Origin of the sequence: Fluviicola sp. (assembly GCF_039596355.1) — a bacterium.
Classification (GTDB): Bacteria; Bacteroidota; Bacteroidia; order Flavobacteriales_D; family Crocinitomicaceae; genus Fluviicola.
In genome coordinates this window covers 363,150-379,220 of the sequence record NZ_JBCNJW010000002.1, presented here as the reverse complement: position 1 = coordinate 379,220, position 16,071 = coordinate 363,150, and the positions used below count along the sequence as shown (strand labels likewise).

At 44.8% G+C, this 16,071-nt stretch carries 13 protein-coding genes; 1 reads left to right on the top strand and 12 read right to left on the bottom strand.

Features of this window, described 5'->3' with window-relative positions; genetic code table 11:
* Positions 1 to 17 precede the first annotated feature (17 nt).
* The 12 genes from ABDV94_RS06855 to ABDV94_RS06800 are packed head-to-tail and all read right to left on the bottom strand — an operon-like array spanning position 18 to position 13,670.
* The gene (locus ABDV94_RS06855) at positions 18 to 2,717 is read right to left on the bottom strand and encodes a hypothetical protein (RefSeq protein WP_343605909.1); all 2,700 of its coding nucleotides are present in this window, start codon (positions 2,715 to 2,717) and stop codon (positions 18 to 20) included.
* The gene (locus tag ABDV94_RS06850) at positions 2,705 to 5,923 is read right to left on the bottom strand and encodes a baseplate J/gp47 family protein (protein WP_343605907.1); all 3,219 of its coding nucleotides are present in this window, start codon (positions 5,921 to 5,923) and stop codon (positions 2,705 to 2,707) included. The genes ABDV94_RS06855 and ABDV94_RS06850 overlap by 13 nt, the downstream gene beginning before the upstream one ends.
* Positions 5,920 to 6,354 (bottom strand): GPW/gp25 family protein, encoded by a 435-nt coding sequence (locus ABDV94_RS06845; protein WP_343605905.1) that lies wholly within the window; start codon positions 6,352 to 6,354, stop codon positions 5,920 to 5,922. Before ABDV94_RS06845 ends, ABDV94_RS06850 begins: the two co-directional genes overlap by 4 nt.
* Before the next feature lie 11 nt (positions 6,355 to 6,365).
* A complete protein-coding gene (locus ABDV94_RS06840; RefSeq protein WP_343605903.1) occupies positions 6,366 to 6,656 on the bottom strand; it encodes a PAAR domain-containing protein in 291 nt (96 codons plus the stop codon).
* Positions 6,657 to 6,658: 2 nt separating this feature from the next.
* A complete protein-coding gene (gene vgrG / locus ABDV94_RS06835) occupies positions 6,659 to 8,404 on the bottom strand; it encodes a type VI secretion system tip protein VgrG (protein WP_343605902.1) in 1,746 nt (581 codons plus the stop codon).
* Complete coding sequence (locus ABDV94_RS06830) at positions 8,405 to 9,142, bottom strand: LysM peptidoglycan-binding domain-containing protein (RefSeq protein WP_343605901.1); 738 nt, start codon at positions 9,140 to 9,142, stop codon at positions 8,405 to 8,407.
* A gap of 5 nt (positions 9,143 to 9,147) precedes the next feature.
* Positions 9,148 to 9,300, bottom strand: coding sequence for a DUF5908 family protein (locus ABDV94_RS06825; protein ID WP_343605900.1), 153 nt, complete (start codon positions 9,298 to 9,300; stop codon positions 9,148 to 9,150).
* Between the two features lie 6 nt (positions 9,301 to 9,306).
* On the bottom strand, positions 9,307 to 9,768 hold the full coding sequence (locus tag ABDV94_RS06820) for a phage tail protein (RefSeq protein WP_343605899.1): 462 nt from the start codon (positions 9,766 to 9,768) through the stop codon (positions 9,307 to 9,309).
* A gap of 2 nt (positions 9,769 to 9,770) precedes the next feature.
* Positions 9,771 to 10,208: a phage tail protein gene (locus tag ABDV94_RS06815; protein WP_343605897.1), complete on the bottom strand. Its 438-nt coding sequence runs from the start codon at positions 10,206 to 10,208 to the stop codon at positions 9,771 to 9,773.
* Between the two features lie 38 nt (positions 10,209 to 10,246).
* On the bottom strand, positions 10,247 to 12,118 hold the full coding sequence (locus tag ABDV94_RS06810; RefSeq protein ID WP_343605895.1) for a phage tail sheath C-terminal domain-containing protein: 1,872 nt from the start codon (positions 12,116 to 12,118) through the stop codon (positions 10,247 to 10,249).
* A gap of 11 nt (positions 12,119 to 12,129) precedes the next feature.
* The gene (locus tag ABDV94_RS06805) at positions 12,130 to 13,062 is read right to left on the bottom strand and encodes a hypothetical protein (protein ID WP_343605893.1); all 933 of its coding nucleotides are present in this window, start codon (positions 13,060 to 13,062) and stop codon (positions 12,130 to 12,132) included.
* Between the two features lie 11 nt (positions 13,063 to 13,073).
* Positions 13,074 to 13,670 carry a DUF4255 domain-containing protein gene (locus ABDV94_RS06800; RefSeq protein ID WP_343605891.1) on the bottom strand — a complete coding sequence of 199 codons (597 nt, stop codon included), beginning with the start codon at positions 13,668 to 13,670 and terminating at the stop codon, positions 13,074 to 13,076.
* A 1,094-nt stretch (positions 13,671 to 14,764) separates the two neighbouring features.
* Here ABDV94_RS06800 and ABDV94_RS06795 point away from each other — a divergent pair.
* Positions 14,765 to 16,024, top strand: a complete 1,260-nt coding sequence (locus ABDV94_RS06795; protein WP_343605889.1) for an ATP-binding protein — start codon at positions 14,765 to 14,767, stop codon at positions 16,022 to 16,024.
* Positions 16,025 to 16,071 lie beyond the last annotated feature (47 nt).

The following is a 16,071-nucleotide window of genomic DNA, read 5'->3' as shown; positions in this document are numbered from 1 at the left end:
TTGCCTTATTTCTTTAATTATAATGTTCCTAGTTTTGTTCTTCCGAGAATGATGTCGTCATCCTGGTCTTCTTCCTCCGCGTCACAATTGTGTAATTTCCCGGTAGGGAAAATGGTGTGCAGATTGGTGAGAATGTCTATCAGATCTTCCAATTCGTCTTCCGGATGGAAAGAATCAAGCGGTGATTTTGCAATGAGGTACTCTTTGTACGCTTTTTCGAATACCATCATTTGATTTTCGGCATTCGGAACTTCTCCTTTTCGGGAACCGATCCAGCAGATTTTAGCCAGTACATGCGCAGGTAATTCTTCCCGGATGAGTTCTTCCATGAAGTTTCTGAAATGAATATTTGAAAAGCGCTGGGTATACCCCGGAAGAACAACACTCACTCTGAAAGAGTACGGATCAATGCCGCAGCAAGATTCCTTGCAGTCATCCGCACAGATCGGTAAGAAGTATTTCGAAGGAGTTTCCGGATAATTGCTGTCAGGACGCAGTAAAATGTGTTCAACAGTAAATCCTCCTTCCTCTGTGAAATCATACTTCATGAATCGGATGGTATCCAGGATCGACGTTTCCAGGTCTGCCTCCAGCGGGAAATAGATTGGCTGTTTGGCTGCCTTGTAGTTCGGATCTGTACTTGGAAGTTCCGGATCGATCACAATAAAATAGAAATTACCGCTTCCTGAAACCTTCACCTGTACGTTGTCAATAATCTGATTCGGAGTGATTCCGGCTTCAAATGCCTCTTCGATTTTTTCCTCGCTGGTTTCAATCAATTGGAGCACTGAGAAATACAAATTGTTGATCGCTTTCTTATAACTCGTATAACTGTTTTCAGCACAAAGGATCGCTGTTCCCGCAGCATTGCGGATGCGCCATTTGAAAGCACCCGGACTCTGTTCGTAAACCTCGATGAAGGATTCCGAAAGATTGCGGCGGAAATAATTTTTCATACCTGAAAGGCGGGCAACGCGTTTTTCCACTCCGGATACATTATCGGTATCCCACAGGTCAGCAGGCTGCTGATGGTAGTAATTAAAGCCAAGTCCGCGCTCACTGCTCAAGGTGACATATTCCCGCAGGAACACTTCTTTGGATTTCAGAACCATTTCACTGCTGAATGTGCCGTAAAGCTCCTTCATGAGGAAAGCATACGTGCTGAAATTTTCTGCAAAACGTGCAATCAAATGATCCAGTAACTCGTTTCGGCGTGCCACATCATCAGTCAGACCGTGGAATAGCTGTTCTGAAAGCAGATGATCATCATTCTGAGGATAGTTGTTCACCAGTTCGCTGAAGCCTTTAATATCTGCAACGGCCTGGGTAAAGTACGTATTGGTTAACTGCGGATCAATAGACAACAAGTCTTTGGCATTTTCCAAATGAGCAAAATAGGACGCAAGAACCTGGTCAAAAAACAACAGGTACGCCTTGAGCTGTTTGGCTTGCGAACGTCGTGCAGTAGTCGCCGTAGAAGATAATCCTTCCTGCCCGATTCCGTATGTGTCCGGAAAATCATTCTGGATCGTTGTGTACCAGCCTGCATCCGAAAACTGTCCGGAAGGAATTGCAGGAAAACGATCGATGGCAGCTTGATCATTGTATGCTTCTTCTGCGGCTTTCAGTTCCTTGTAGATTGCTTCCGAGCGTTTTTCGTTGACGCTTACCGGAAGATTGTCTTTGCGGTAGCCGAAAACACTGTTGGTGCAAAGTTTTGGTCGTTTTAACGAATCAACACAGATCAGCCAGGTATTCGGATCATTCGTCCCGGAGCAGTTCCCGATTGAAATGTCGGTGATTTTTTCCACTCCCGGGATGTCCATGATGATATTGATGATATCGGACAACCGAATTTCTTTTCGAAGCGAAGCTTGTTTTAATTCATTGGTATCAATGAATCCGCCGTCGAGTAGCGGACCTTCGAAAATTTCATCCATCCGGTAGCCTTTGGCAAGCATCTGCTTCAGAGAGTAGAAGTGAACGCCTGGAGAAAAGTAGCCGTCAAGGGCAAATCGGATCAGTGCATTGACCTCTTCTTCATCTGCTTCATTGGTCAGTCCGATTTGTGCACAAACAGAGACTCCCTGTTCTTCGATTTTATCGATCTGCACCAGGTCTTCACACAAGTTGCGGTTGGCATGATACTTATCACGGATCAGCTGTTTGATGTGATCAATTTTCTGCTGGTACTGCGGATCATTTTCATCCACATCGAAGTCTACCAGGATGCGGTTCAGTCCCTTGAGGTTAAATTCCGTACGATCTTCTGGCAGGATGTTATTGAAAGCATCCGGATCGTAAGACAAAAGGCCGTCTTTGCAATTGGCGTAAACAGTTACTTCGTATGGTGAAATCCAGCAATTACGGACGCCGTCGATATCGATGAACAATTTGCGGTAATCCAGGGCTGTAAGTGCACGGTTCGGCAGAATTTGCTCCGCGGTGTAGAACTGCTGGGAAATGGATTCACTTCCGTCCGGCCCGGTCAATAAATCCGGCATGGATAGATTGATTCGGTTGCCCAGATCCGTAATGGCATAACTGAGCATTTCGAGGGTTGTGATTCCGGGATCGTGTTCGTTGTAATCCGTCCAGAGCCCGCCTCCCATTGATGCAATGTGTTGTATCCCAATGCGTCGCAGGTAGTCAAAGTCGAGATCGTTTTCCGTAGATACGTCCCGGGCAATTGTGATGCTGTTTTTTAGAGTTGGCATTGTTCAGTTGCTGTGTTAGGAGTTAAACATGATTTTATATCGGTTGAAATGTCGTGGCGTTTAGCTGATGCCAGGATAGCCCGTGGTGAAGATGGTTCTGCCGTAGTGGTAGCAACATCGTTCTGGAACAGTTTTACATCCTGCAGGTAATCCACATAGGGCAATTCTTCTACATAATCAATCAATACGCTGAGGTAGAGTTTCCCGCCGAAATTGATTCTTTCCCGTTCGGAAAATGCCCATGGAGAAAGAAAACGTGTAATATCCTCGTTGAGTTTGTCAATGTACAAGGCCTCATCGAATTGGGGATAAAACTTGACTTTCAGGGATACTCTGACTTCTTCGTAATCCGGATTGACCACCGTTGTTTCAACATGCAGTGAATTGAGTTCCGAAATGAATGTTTCCACGCGGTTTAACGTTGCTTTGCTCACTCTCGGTTGATAAGGATCAAAAACATTTCGTTGAAGCGTATCAGGAATCACAACGAGCGTTACATGGCCCGGAGACTGGAATGAACAGTCACAGGTATGCGTCAGACACTTTACTTTATAGATTTCATTGAAATTCTGTAAAACAAGGTGCTCGTAATCCCACAGGTTGATTGCCCGGTTTTTATGTCTCAGGCGCTCACTGACGCGTTTGTAGTATTGCGGATCTGTTTCTTCCGGTCTTCCTCCGAATGAATTGTATGGTTGTGTGATGGATTTAACGGAAGCCATTCGTGAAATCAGCTTGGTAATTGTTCCTGCAGGAAGGCCTTTTACCAGATGTGAAAGCTCGTTGTCTCTGTTGTCAAAAACAGCGGTTCCTGCCTGGGAAAAGATTCCGAGCATACGACATACGGCGTCATACGTTTTGTACATCTTTGCCCGGATCCAGAACATTCCCGGTGGAAGTAGCGTGTTGTCGGAGCTTGCCTCGGCCGGAATTTTGAACTTCACCAAACCGGATTGCAGGAAATTATCCGTTTCATTCACGAGCATCAGGGTTGAATCCAGTTTTTTCCAATTGTTGTTGCAGAGAATAGACCAGTGTACTTTCTGAGTACCACTGAATGATTCTGCCAATGGATTTTCAGACCCTTCCATGACCTGGATGAGCAGTGAAACCTGTTGCAGTGCTGCTGCATTTTCCAATCCGATGAACAATTCACCTCCCTTGCAATAGATTGGAGCCATTGTACATACCGGAGTCTTTCCGTCAAAGGATGCCTGCAGGAATGCATTTTCTTCTGATTCACCGAAAGGGTGAACATGGAATAACTGAACTGTGCGCCCCTTAAATGTTGGTTCATCCGTTGCAAGCAAGTTCAATTCATCCGTAGCGGTGTAGCTCAATGAGATCGCATCTGCAAACGGAATATACGGCTGGTTTGGAATCGGAACATTCGGGTTTGTACTCATCATTGCCAGGGAATAAATCCGCGGATAAATTTCCTGGAGGAATGATTGATTCAGAGTCAGACGTACCGGTCCGGCTGCGTTTGCAGCAAAACTGTTATTGGAGACCCCGAAATTCGTTTCAAATTCGATCGGATCGGTTCCGTCCGGAACAAACAGCTGGATGTTGTTTTGGAGCGGATTATTCCAGCTTCCGTTGGAATAGATCCAGGAACTTGCCTGGAAGTAATAATTTCCACCTACGATATTGGTATAATAATCCTGGAACTTGACAAATTTGATTGCCGCAGCTTGCTGTGTTACCGCTGTAGTACTGGTGGAAGTCGACTTTGCCGAAGCAGTAGTCGTTTCTTTGATAATCGGAACGATGTTGTTAAACCATTCCTGAGTTACAGTTCCTAAAAAGGATTTGTCGTATCCTTCGTAATAATTTTTGAAATCATCCGGTGTGTTTTTCCAGTGGATGTTCACATCGATATGTTTCCATTTTTTACTGAATACTTCCTGGTGGAATACTGAAAATGCAGATCCTTTTACGGGGTTTGTCGTGAACGCGTAGAATGGTTTTTTGACATTCAACGTTCCGGTGTCGCTTTCGATGACCAGTGCCCGCATACCGGATACTTTTACCTTTAAGCGAACAGTTGAAACAGGTTGGGATAACAAACGATAAATCTCATACCCCCCAACATCTTCTGTAGCCACTTCGAAGCGGAAAAGTGGATTTTCCGTTGTGTAGTTTCCACCGTGAATAGCTTGGTTGTAGTTTACGACCGCTGCCATTTCAGGTTGCAGTTCGAGACAAACTGTAAGCCACTGCCCGTTGATTCCGGTTTTATAATTTTGAGCGGCTCCATTGTTTTCGTTGATCGAAAATGTCTCAGGCGAAATAGGAACAGGACCTTCCCAGCCTTTGGGGCCTGTATAGTATACCGAAACAGCTGAAGCTCCGGTATCACTGGTCAATGGAGTTAAGGTTCCTGAGAATTGTGCCTGGACAACTACCTGGCGTTTTCCTTCCGATAATTCAAGAACGTGCGATGAAACTGCAAATCCGACGCGTGCATCCGCCTGTTCCGGGCGTGAACCGGGTGTTCCGGCATAACCGAACGGATACCAGCTGGTATCACTGCCCGGGAATTTTGTTCCTGCGCCGTCGTAACTTGCAGCATCACTTGCGGCCTTCAGGGCATAACTGCCATTTGTTGGTGCATTTGGAGAATTATAGACGGTTTTGACAGCGCCGATTTTTGCCTGATTGAGAGCCAGTTCGTCCTTCAGTTCGTATACACGGGTAATTCCCGTAAGATCTTTATCTCCGTCCAGTTCTGTTCCGGCAGGAATCAATTCTTGTGTGAAAGCACGTGCCAGTTCAAAAATCACATTCACGCTGTCTGGCTCTGCACCCAGGTGCTCCAATTGCAGCACTTCCGAATAGTAAAAATCGAGGTGTCGTTTGGTGAAGCCGTTCAGACGTGTTGTTGATTGGTCGACTAATAAAAGAAAACAGATGAATAGGGTTAGGTGAGGAGTCAATTTATTATCGTCTTCCAGGTTGTCCAGGAGGGATTTAATCGTATTGAAGTCCGGGAAGAAGTCCTGCCAGTTTCCATCGGCATTCGTATCGTCCGATTCGTTGAAATAGTTGACGTCCTTTGCAAAATTGTATGCAAATTTCATCCAGTCTTCCAAACCGAATCCCATCAGTTTCAGGTTGTCGGGATCGAGCGAACGATCGTAGCGCATCGATTGATCCAGTCCGTTTCTTTTCAGGACTTCTGCTATGTCGTTACAATTGCTCATATAGATCCGGTTTTAATGTAAGAAATGTCATTTCCTTCGATTCGATAGAATGGATACACCATGTTCTGTCTGGTATTGGTGGTACGAATGAGGTAATCGAGTGTGATGTCGATGCGTCCGTCGAAACCATCCGGTTGTTCCAGCGTTACAGTGAGCAGATCAATTCGTGGCTCGTAGTAATTAATTGCAGTACGGATAGTTTCCGTAATCTGTGTAGTTAGTGTCAGATTGATTGATTCGAAAAGGAGGGCTTCCAAAGAGCAGCCGTAATCCGGCAGCATAATGCGCTCGCCCGGCCTGGTCGATAGCAATACCCGCAAGCTTTCCGCAATGTCTTTTTCATCCGAACTCATCCGGACAAAACGCGCTGCTTTGTCAAAACTCGGAGGAAAACTCCAGCCTGTTCCTAAGAATGATTCGTTTATTTCCATGTTGTTAATTATTATCCGATTAATACTGTTGCCAGGCCGGCAACGATTGTTCCGCCATGTGAAGTGGTATCTGTCATCCTGGCGGCTGGTTTCCCACCGATCAGCACTGTTGCCGATCCGCTGGTGATGGTATCGGGAGGACCGGAACAAGTTGCCATGTCTCCCATACGTGCTGCAGGCATTCCGCCTATCAGTACCGTTGGTTCGCCTGCCGGAAGAATGGGTCCTCCGACATGCGGCACGTTTCCTGTCACCATCGGACAAACGTGCATATCAGTTACGCGTGCTGCTGCTAATCCCATAATCAGTTGATTTGAACAATGGAACCTTTGATAGTCGTTGTTGCACTCGAACTGACTTCTGTACCTGCGTTTCCGGAAGCTTTGACTTCTGCCTGGCCGGTGATTTCGATGTTCATTCCTTCGATCGTTACATCACCGGTGGCTTTAAGTACCAGATCTTTCCCGCTTTCCACAGAGATTCCATCTTTGTTCATCTTCAGTGTATTGGAATTTTCATCCTGTAGTGTGATTTCTCCGGCGTCTTCATCAATGATGACTTTTTTGCCGGCAGGTGTTTCAATGGTTACGGATTTCTTCTTGTCGTCGAACAGGAATTTCATTTCGCTTCGGGTCACAAAACCCTTGATATCGTTGTCATCTGATGCAGTTAGTGGTGCAGGTTTGGCGCTGCTGTTCAGCATTCCGACAACTACAGCGTTATTCGGATCTTCGTTGATGAATGCAACCAGTACTTCGTCACCGATTTCCGGGAGGAAGAATGATCCACGGTTTTCACCGGCATCCAATGTGGCTACACGACACCAGATTCCTTGCTCAGAGCTGTCAACCACCGGTAGTTTTACCATGATGCGGTATTCGCCCTGGGGATCGTCCTGTAATTGCGACACAACACCGTATTGCAATCCTTTTACTGCGGGAACCAATCCGGCAGCAGGAGTTTCGTTGATGTCATAGGTTTCGGAAAACCACACCGGATCCAGACCGAATTGCGCATCAACTGTCCAAAGCCCGCTGTTAATCGTGTGCTGAACCCCTGAAACGAATACGCTTCCGTTGAAGCGTGCTCCTACGCCTTCCAGTTTCAGGATATTTCCCGGCTTAATTTTGTCGATTCCCTGGAAACGGACACGTCCGCGAATCTTTGCCATTTGCTGGAAGAGCATTTTGGAGTCAGCCCAGTCCTGAGCTTCTGTTTCGTTTAGGTTTCCACCGTATCTTAGCTCCAGATCCTGCAACCCGATTACATCGGAAAGCTGTTGGGAGTCCAGATTCCCACTGGTTTTTACAGAAGGTTTTTTCGCTTCAATCCGGCTGATTTCCTGGTCTGCGGCGTTCCAGCTCAATGCTGTAATCTTTGAAAACTGGGTGCGGGCATCTATCTCGGCGTCGAAATCAATCAGGGAGAACCCGTTTGCAACTGTTTCCAGTGGATCCTGAGAGGTGTCCGGTTTCTGAATAATCAGTTTGCCATTATCCGTGAAACAAAGTTTTCCGTTGGCCTGAGCTCGTGAAACCAGGAAATCCCAGTCAGAAGCATTGTATTGAACCAGTTTTTCGTGTTTGTACGAAGTTGATTCAACCGATTTCTCCAGCTTGTACTCTCCGGCCAGTTGCTCAAAAATATCGCTGTCGGTGCTGTCGTAAAAGTAGCGCGACTTTCTTCCTACGGTCATTTTTACCGCTTCGTCCTTACATTCTACTGTGAGTGACAGGCTTCCGCCTCTTACTTTTACGGAATGGCGGATAATTACCCCTTTGAAAATCATTTTGTTGTCTGAGTGGTATCCCGCATTAATTTGGATTTTTTTACCAGGCACGAAAAATGCACTGTCACTGATTTCAAAACTTCGGTCGGAAGCGGTTCCGTCATAGAATACGATGCGTGCCAATGAGATTCGGTTGAATTCTTTACGCACGCTGATCGCTGATACCGGATACGTTCCCGGAATTTCCTGATTGTCCACCAAAATTTGGTAGGTAGCCATATCAGGGCTTTTGCCTGTTTGTATGGTTCCGGTATTATTCATTTAGTCAGGTTTTTGAATGGGTGGAAAAAATAGTCGTTGTCCGGCTTTCAGTTTCCGGAAAGTGGTTAGCTTGTTTACGCGGGCAACTTCGAGGTAATATTTTGAATCACCGTAAATGCGTTTGGTCATCAACGGAAGCGTGTCGCCTTCTTCTACAATGCGGATGTGAGTCAGATCGGGAGAACTGGGTTTTACGGCATTTTCGGTTTCTTCCGGACTTGCAAAATTCTTGAATTTGGCTTTGGCTACGGCCCGGAGTGGTTTCGCATCGGGTGAGAAAAGCTTGTACTCAATGTTTAGTTCTGCAAGTACACAGCGAAATTCCAATGTCCCCCAGTTGATCTTCAGGTAGTTGGGGCGGTGAATGTTTCCATTCACGGCATAAGCCATATCTACAAATTTTTTGATGGCTTCATCAACTCCATTTGATTCCCGGGCTTCTGATACGCTGAATTTGTGCTCGTCATCGAAAACCCCCGTATCATCAAACAAAAACTCCAGATCCAGATCGGAAGGGGGAGTATAAGCATAATAAGGAACCTTATGTCCATTTGTGTTGGATGCATCCGGAACAATATAATCTACTTTATAGTTTTTCGAGTATTTTTCCGGGTTTACCAAAGTCACAAATTCACTGTTCTCTGTTATGGGAGTTTTGAATTGAGGGTCAGAGAAGGCGGTAATTTTCAGCTTCTTCAGTTCACCTGAACTTACCCCCTTAAGGATAGATTTTGTCATTGCCATTACCGTTCTTTTTTGTCGTTTATAATTGTGAATACTTCATCCATGCACTGATCCAGCAGATCATCTGTTGCCTGTGCAGGAGTCTGGTTGCTTTTGGGCTGATCCTCATTTACCTGGATTTTCACATGCAGTTCTTTGATTTCTATTGGCATAACAGTTTAAATTGCTCCCAGGTCGAGACTCGGGATGGTGAAATACTTGTAAGACAACTCAATCGTTTCAATCACAATGTTGCTGGTTTCTGCGTTGAATTCGGACACTTCACATTTCACGGGCAGCGCCCCTTTGATGTTCCATGTTTTGAGCGGAAGCATCTGTTCGTTCATCAAAACAACGATCAGATCCACGCGTGAGAATTCGAAGTTTTCCATCGCACTGTTACACCAACGGATCAGAGCAGAGTCGGAAACCATTCCCCGTTTGAGCACCAGGTTTGGAAACCTGATGCCCTGAGGGAGTTTGTGTTTGAAGCGGTTTTCGCCGCCTTCAGCTACTTCCGACATTTCAACGCTGGCAGAAAGGCCTGAAACGGATTGAAACATCGAATCAATGACTGCGAACTGCTGGTTGAGAAATTGCACCTGAAAGTGAAATCCACGAGGCGGATAGTAGTTAATCATGATTAATCGTTTTGAATGCTTAAACCTTCGTGTACGATCTCCATCGATTCAATTGCTACCTCGTTTCCGTCTGCCTTCAAGTCAGTTGATTGAACTTTCGTCGGGAATGCATTGCGCACTTTCCAAACAACGATCGGTTCGTGATCCTGATTCAGCAAAGAGATGGTGATATCGCGGCGCTCGATGGTGTTCAGTTGAACGGAATTCAACCATTCGTAGTACTCATTATCGCCCTGGAACATCCCGCGTTTCATCGTGATGTTGGAAAACTTACGCATTCCGGGCATTTTGATTTTACTGTACTCAGGACTGGCTCCCTGGCGGTATTCGATTACCTCCAATTCGGAATCCAATCCGGAGATTTCTGTAAAGCCGATCTTTGTTCCTCCCCATTCTACCTGGAAGTGAAACTTACTTAACGGATATTGTGTCGTTGCCATAATGATTTGTTTATTTAATTGTCATTAGTGATTATGAATTATGCTTGCTGCATCATGTGTGAGAAGCGCAGCACGATGAATTCAGCAGGTCTTACCACTGCCATTCCGATCTCTACGATCATACGACCGTTTAATACGTCATCGGCTGTCATTGTAGAACCAAGGCCGACTTTGACATAAAACGCTTGTTCCGGTTTTGCTCCGGCAAGAGCTCCTGCTTTCCATTGAAGAATCAGGAAGTTCCCGATCATTGCATTAACCTTCACCCACGTGTTGGCGTCATTCGCCTGGAATACAAAACTTTCGGTTGCTTTTTTTACGGATTCTTCCACCATGTTATAGAAACGACGAACAGAAATGTATTTCCACTCGGCACTGTTACCATTTAAGGTGCGTGCTCCCCAAACAAGTGTTCCTTTTCCTGTGAATGAACGGATCGCATTGATTGATTTTCCTGCAAGGGTATCAATGTTCATTCCGTCCTGCGTATCATTGGAAATGTTGTAGTTTGGTCCGATCACGTAGTTCAGACTTGCATTGGCAGGTGCTTTCCAAACTCCGTTTGCAGCATCTGTGCGTACATAAACTCCTGCAACGGATGAACTTGGAGGCAATAACACCGGAACTTGGCCGATAGCTGTTTTAGCGCTGTTGTACAGAGCGTTGTTGCTGATTTTCAGTGCTGCCAGGTTTGTGGAAGTTGTAGAGGATGAAAAAGGAGTCAATGCTATGATCAACTCATCAATTTCTCCGCCAGTGGCCTGAAGGTCAGAGATTCCGTTTACAATGTCGGCAGTTGTTAATGAACCTGCAATAGCCAGTTTTGCTGCTGCAACATCCCCGTCAGTATCAGCCGCATTCAGCGTATCCAGATTCTGGCTCAGGTCGAAATTCAATTGTTCTGCGGTGTTTGTAATCCAGGTATCAAGTGCATTGGTTGCATCAATTAAAGGCTGAAGGTTTCCTGCCGGCGCACTTGCAATAACTCCGCGGCCGATGTTTACCATATCGGTAAGGGAACTAATTAACGATGTGTTTGCATTCGAAATTTCAAATACCTTGTTGCGAATATCAGCAACACTTGCCAGGGTACCCGGAATTGTTGCAAAATCCGTGATGTAACCGTTCAAAAGTCCTTGAACTGTTGTTACAGGGCCATCGGAAATAGCTTCAGCATCTGCGCTGAAATCTCCGCTTGAAGTAATGTTCACTACTACTTGTGCTTCATTGTACTGATAATCCAGGATGGATTTCACATACGGGTAGTAAGATGCACCGTATTTTAGATAATCAGCATCATTGGAAATGTTGTTACGCAGATTCAGGAAATCAGTAGTTGTGTTTACATTGGTCAGGTTGCTCATTGCAACATCGATGATTGTAAAACGATCTTGCAGTTTGTTACACTGTGCCAGGGCTTCATTGTATAAGCCATATGCATCTGCCGGAGAAAGAGCTGTTACGTCAGTGAACAGGATCAAAGTCGGTTCGTCTTCTTTTTCAAGTGCGGTCAATCCTGCTTTGATAGTCTGAAAATCCGGAGGATTTACATATCCCTGATCCACAGATACGATGTAGCAAGGGCCTCCACCATTTGCAAAGTACATTTGTACGGAGTAGTACATCAGGAATTTGCTTCTGCTTGCCGGTGGCAAATCTGCATTGATCCCGCTGTCTGAAATGGATACGGTAATACCGGTTTGATCCTGCGCTGTTCCGAATAGGGTTTCATACTCGAGCATGGAAGTGATTCTTGTAGGTACAAGATCCAACGAGGAACCATCCGATGCTTTTGCAATTTTCGTGTACCCGATAAAGGCAGGAATTGCTGTTGCTACTTGAGCAACTGACGGTGGAAACGAGTTGACCTCTTCCACGTAAACGCCTGGCGTGCTTAATGTTAACGTCATTGTTATTGTGTTTAGATATAAATTACTGAGTAAAATTGTCCCGCTTTGATTTCTGCTTTTTGGACATCTGGCGCGGGGTAGTAGTATGAATCCAGATTGAATTGATAATCGTCTTCGTTGATATCCGGATCTTTGTTTTTGAGCACCAACTGAGGTGAATCAATCACGATGTAGCCGTTGCGGGTGAGTGGTTTCGGAGTTGCTGTTTCCGCGTAGTAATCTGAATTTTGAAAATAATATTTCCAGATTGTGCTGCGGTTGGCGAATTCCATCACGAAAGTGATCGGATCTGCCGGAACTTTCCCATCTGCATCAGTAATATCGTGAGGAATTTGTTCCTCGTCGAGTACTTTTCCGTGCATTCTGAGTACAACTACACCAAGTAGTCCGATCTGGTCTTCCCGTGAAATGTTCATTCCTTTGAGTACGTTCTTCGAAAACACATCATCCAGGCGGTAAGCGTCGGAAATGTATTCCGGGCTACTTTCCTGTTCCGAAGCTACGGGTAGATCGGGGAATTCGTCAGGAGGTACCATGCCCGGTGGCGGAACATTCGCGAAATAAAAGATCTCGTTTTTGACCAGTGTCAAATCGGTGTAGATTTCAAAAGCCGGATCGTTGATTTTCACCAGAAAATGCAGCTCCAGATCATCCGCAAGCGGGATAAAAGGTTTTGCATCTACTCCGGCTGCTGTCGGTTCGACCTGGGCAACCACTTGCAGTCCACGTTGATTTGAACGCAGGAGCAATTTTTGATTGTCCATGACCTTACGCGTTTGAGCAGTTGGAATAACCTGTAGAAAACCATTGTAAGCGTAATTTTTGAACATCAGCTTTTGCTGTTTCGGATCCATTCCCCGGAAGGGATCGGGCCCACTGTTCAGATAATACTCATGCAGTACCTGAAGCTCAAAAAGGGTTCGGTATATTTGTGAATAGCTCATAAATGGTGAATTCAAACGGGGTTGACACTAATATTTCCAATGTTTTCCGTAATCTGCGGTGATTCGTTCAATGTGTTATCACGTTCGATTACGACTAAACTCATTTTGTAGAGTGCACAAGGCAGCTGCTTTCCTCCAAGCGTTCCCCAGATATAATTGAGGTTTTCAAAGGTGGGCGTATACAGCTCCAGTGTGTAGCGGAAATCACCCATGGCTCCCAAAATCGGATCGGAATGATCAAAGTTGGTATTGGCCTGGGTAAAAACACTCTTTCCCTGAAAAAACTCCAGCACGCGTGAAAGATACTTCAAGGCGATATCGTAACCGGTTTTGTTTGAACTGAACAGGATGTACAGGTTCAGGTTGATTTTGTTGTTACGGTAGGCTACCTTGTTGTTTTCTATCCGATTGTTAGGAAGATTCCTCATGGTCACTTCTTCATTTAGATTGAGCAGGGTTAAGACAACTTTATCTGCCATTGGCTGAGTGGAATCCGGTTCGCTCTCTACAAATGCGATATTGTCGAGAATCACGTCTTCTTCAAGACCCTGGCTGGACAAGTAGCTGTTCAACTCTCCAATCAAAACGTGCAATGCTTCGTAAATCATGATAGTGTTTTTCGTGGTTATTAATACTATTCATACAATTGTTGATTCGGGCGTTATTTAAGTGGCCGCTTACAGTGATTACTCAAACGAGAGAAAACAGGACTTTCGAAAAACCTTTTAATTGACGGGAAACTTTCTGCGAAAAGAGACTTAGGTTATTGAGGTTAAAACTCAAAGACCTGGAGTCAAATATTTTTTCGTGACTAGTGACCTTTTTTTGCGGTTAGTCTCTTGCCAAAAATGGCGTGGATCGATAATCGGCAACACTTCCAGGTTATCGCCAGTGAATCAATCATTTGCCGGAATCAGGTGTTGTTCCGTGTTTGTCAACAGCTTCCAGTACTGTTTAAAACGCGTCACGACACACGTCCGAAAGTCCTAATTTTCTCGTTTGTTGTTACCGGCCCGTTCTGCAGAAACAGGCAATGAAAGATGAAAGTGGAAACAGACCTGCAGGTGATTTATGCGGTGCGCAAGCGCAAGTTTCAAATCGATTATGTTTTACTTTTTTTCCATCAATGCGATAACTATTTGGCAAAGAAATTTACGTGTACGGTCTGTTGAAGACCAAACATGTAACGTTCGATACCGATCTATTTCTGCTACAACTGGGGAACCCCATTTTCACACAAATAATCTGTTTTCTCTATTAAAGCTCCTGGAAAAGCCTGGTTAAAATCTCGACTATTTAAAACTGGAAAGGTTTTTGACTTTTTCGTCGAGTGAAAGATACAAATCTATTTTGATTATATCTAAAACTTTAACTTTTTTTTTGAGTAATTTTTTTATGTATCTTTATCAGCCTGTTGCTGACATATATAACGCAGTGGTTTATACTATTATTGTTTGTCGATAGCAAAGATATAGCGAGAAGAACGTAAACTATTTATGTTCTTGAAAAAGAAAAAACTTTTTTCTTCATAGCACAGAATCCCTTCTTTTATTGGATAATTTGGACTATATTTAAACTTGAATTCAAAACAGGAATTCATTATATCCGTAACTTAATTCACATGCTAAATAAACATGCAATCACCTCCGTTGCTCTATGGGAGCAGCTATTTCTGTTTCTGGACGAAATTGTCCATTATAGAATGAAAACCACTCAAACCGGCGAAGAAGCGGAACTACCCGATATTACTTCTTTTATTTCGCAAGAGGCACTGGGAGAGATTCCTGCACATGGAGTTCTTACTGAAATTGACCTCGTTGCCCTAACATTGGCACTTTCTCCTCATATGCAGCCCGAAATGTTAACCGAATTGGTGTCTGCCTACCTGCCTCAGGGAAAAGAATTTCCTGAAATGGGACTTGTAAAAGGGAAGGGGCGCGAGTTGTTTTTTCCGACAGGAGATACCTTATTATTCTTGCTGGCAGGAAAAGACCTGGAAACGCGTATGAATCTGCTGCGTTATTTTCAAACACAGTCCCAACTTTTCCAGTCCGGAATCCTTTCATTTGAAGATGTAGCTTCTTTTGAGCCACGCATGAGCGGGAAGTTGGTCGTAGATGAAGAGTATGTAGACATTATTACGACAGGATCCGTTCAAAGACCACGTATGGGAAGCGGATTCCCCGCACAGCTCATCGAAACAAGCCTCGAATGGGAAAACCTCGTGCTGCAGAAAAAAACAGTCGACCAGATCCTGGAAATTCAATCCTGGCTGGAACATCAGGACAAATTACTCAACAATTGGGGACTTGCCGGGAAAATCAAACCGGGCTACCGCGTATTGTTCTACGGAGCGCCGGGAACCGGAAAAACGCTTACGGCAACCTTATTGGGAAAATACACCGGAAGAGATGTTTACCGGATCGATTTGTCATTGGTAGTTTCCAAATACATCGGGGAAACGGAAAAAAACTTGTCCCGATTATTTGATAAAGCGGCGAATAAGGACTGGATTCTTTTCTTCGACGAAGCAGATGCAGTATTCGGAAAGCGTACAAGTGTGCGCGATTCGCACGATAAATATGCAAACCAGGAGGTGTCGTATTTGCTGCAACGCATTGAGAGCCACCCGGGATTAGTGATCCTGGCTTCCAACCTGAAAAGCAATCTGGATGCAGCCTTTACGCGTCGTTTCCAGTCAATCATCGAATTTGAAATGCCGGGAGCAACCGAGCGTTTGCTGATCTGGAACGATATCCTGCCTAAAAACCTGGCTTTGCAGAAAGAAGTATCTATCGATCAGCTTGCCAAAACCTACAACCTCAGCGGAGCGAATATTGTAAACGTCGTTCAGTTTGCCTGCTTGAAAACAGCAGAAGAAGGAAGTGAAGAAATCAGCCGTCAGCATTTGATTGAAGGAATCAAGAAAGAATACGTGAAGGAAGGAAAAATGTTTGCTTAAGAGCTGTCAATTTGCCCGCTAACCGCCACAGATTTCGCTGATTCACG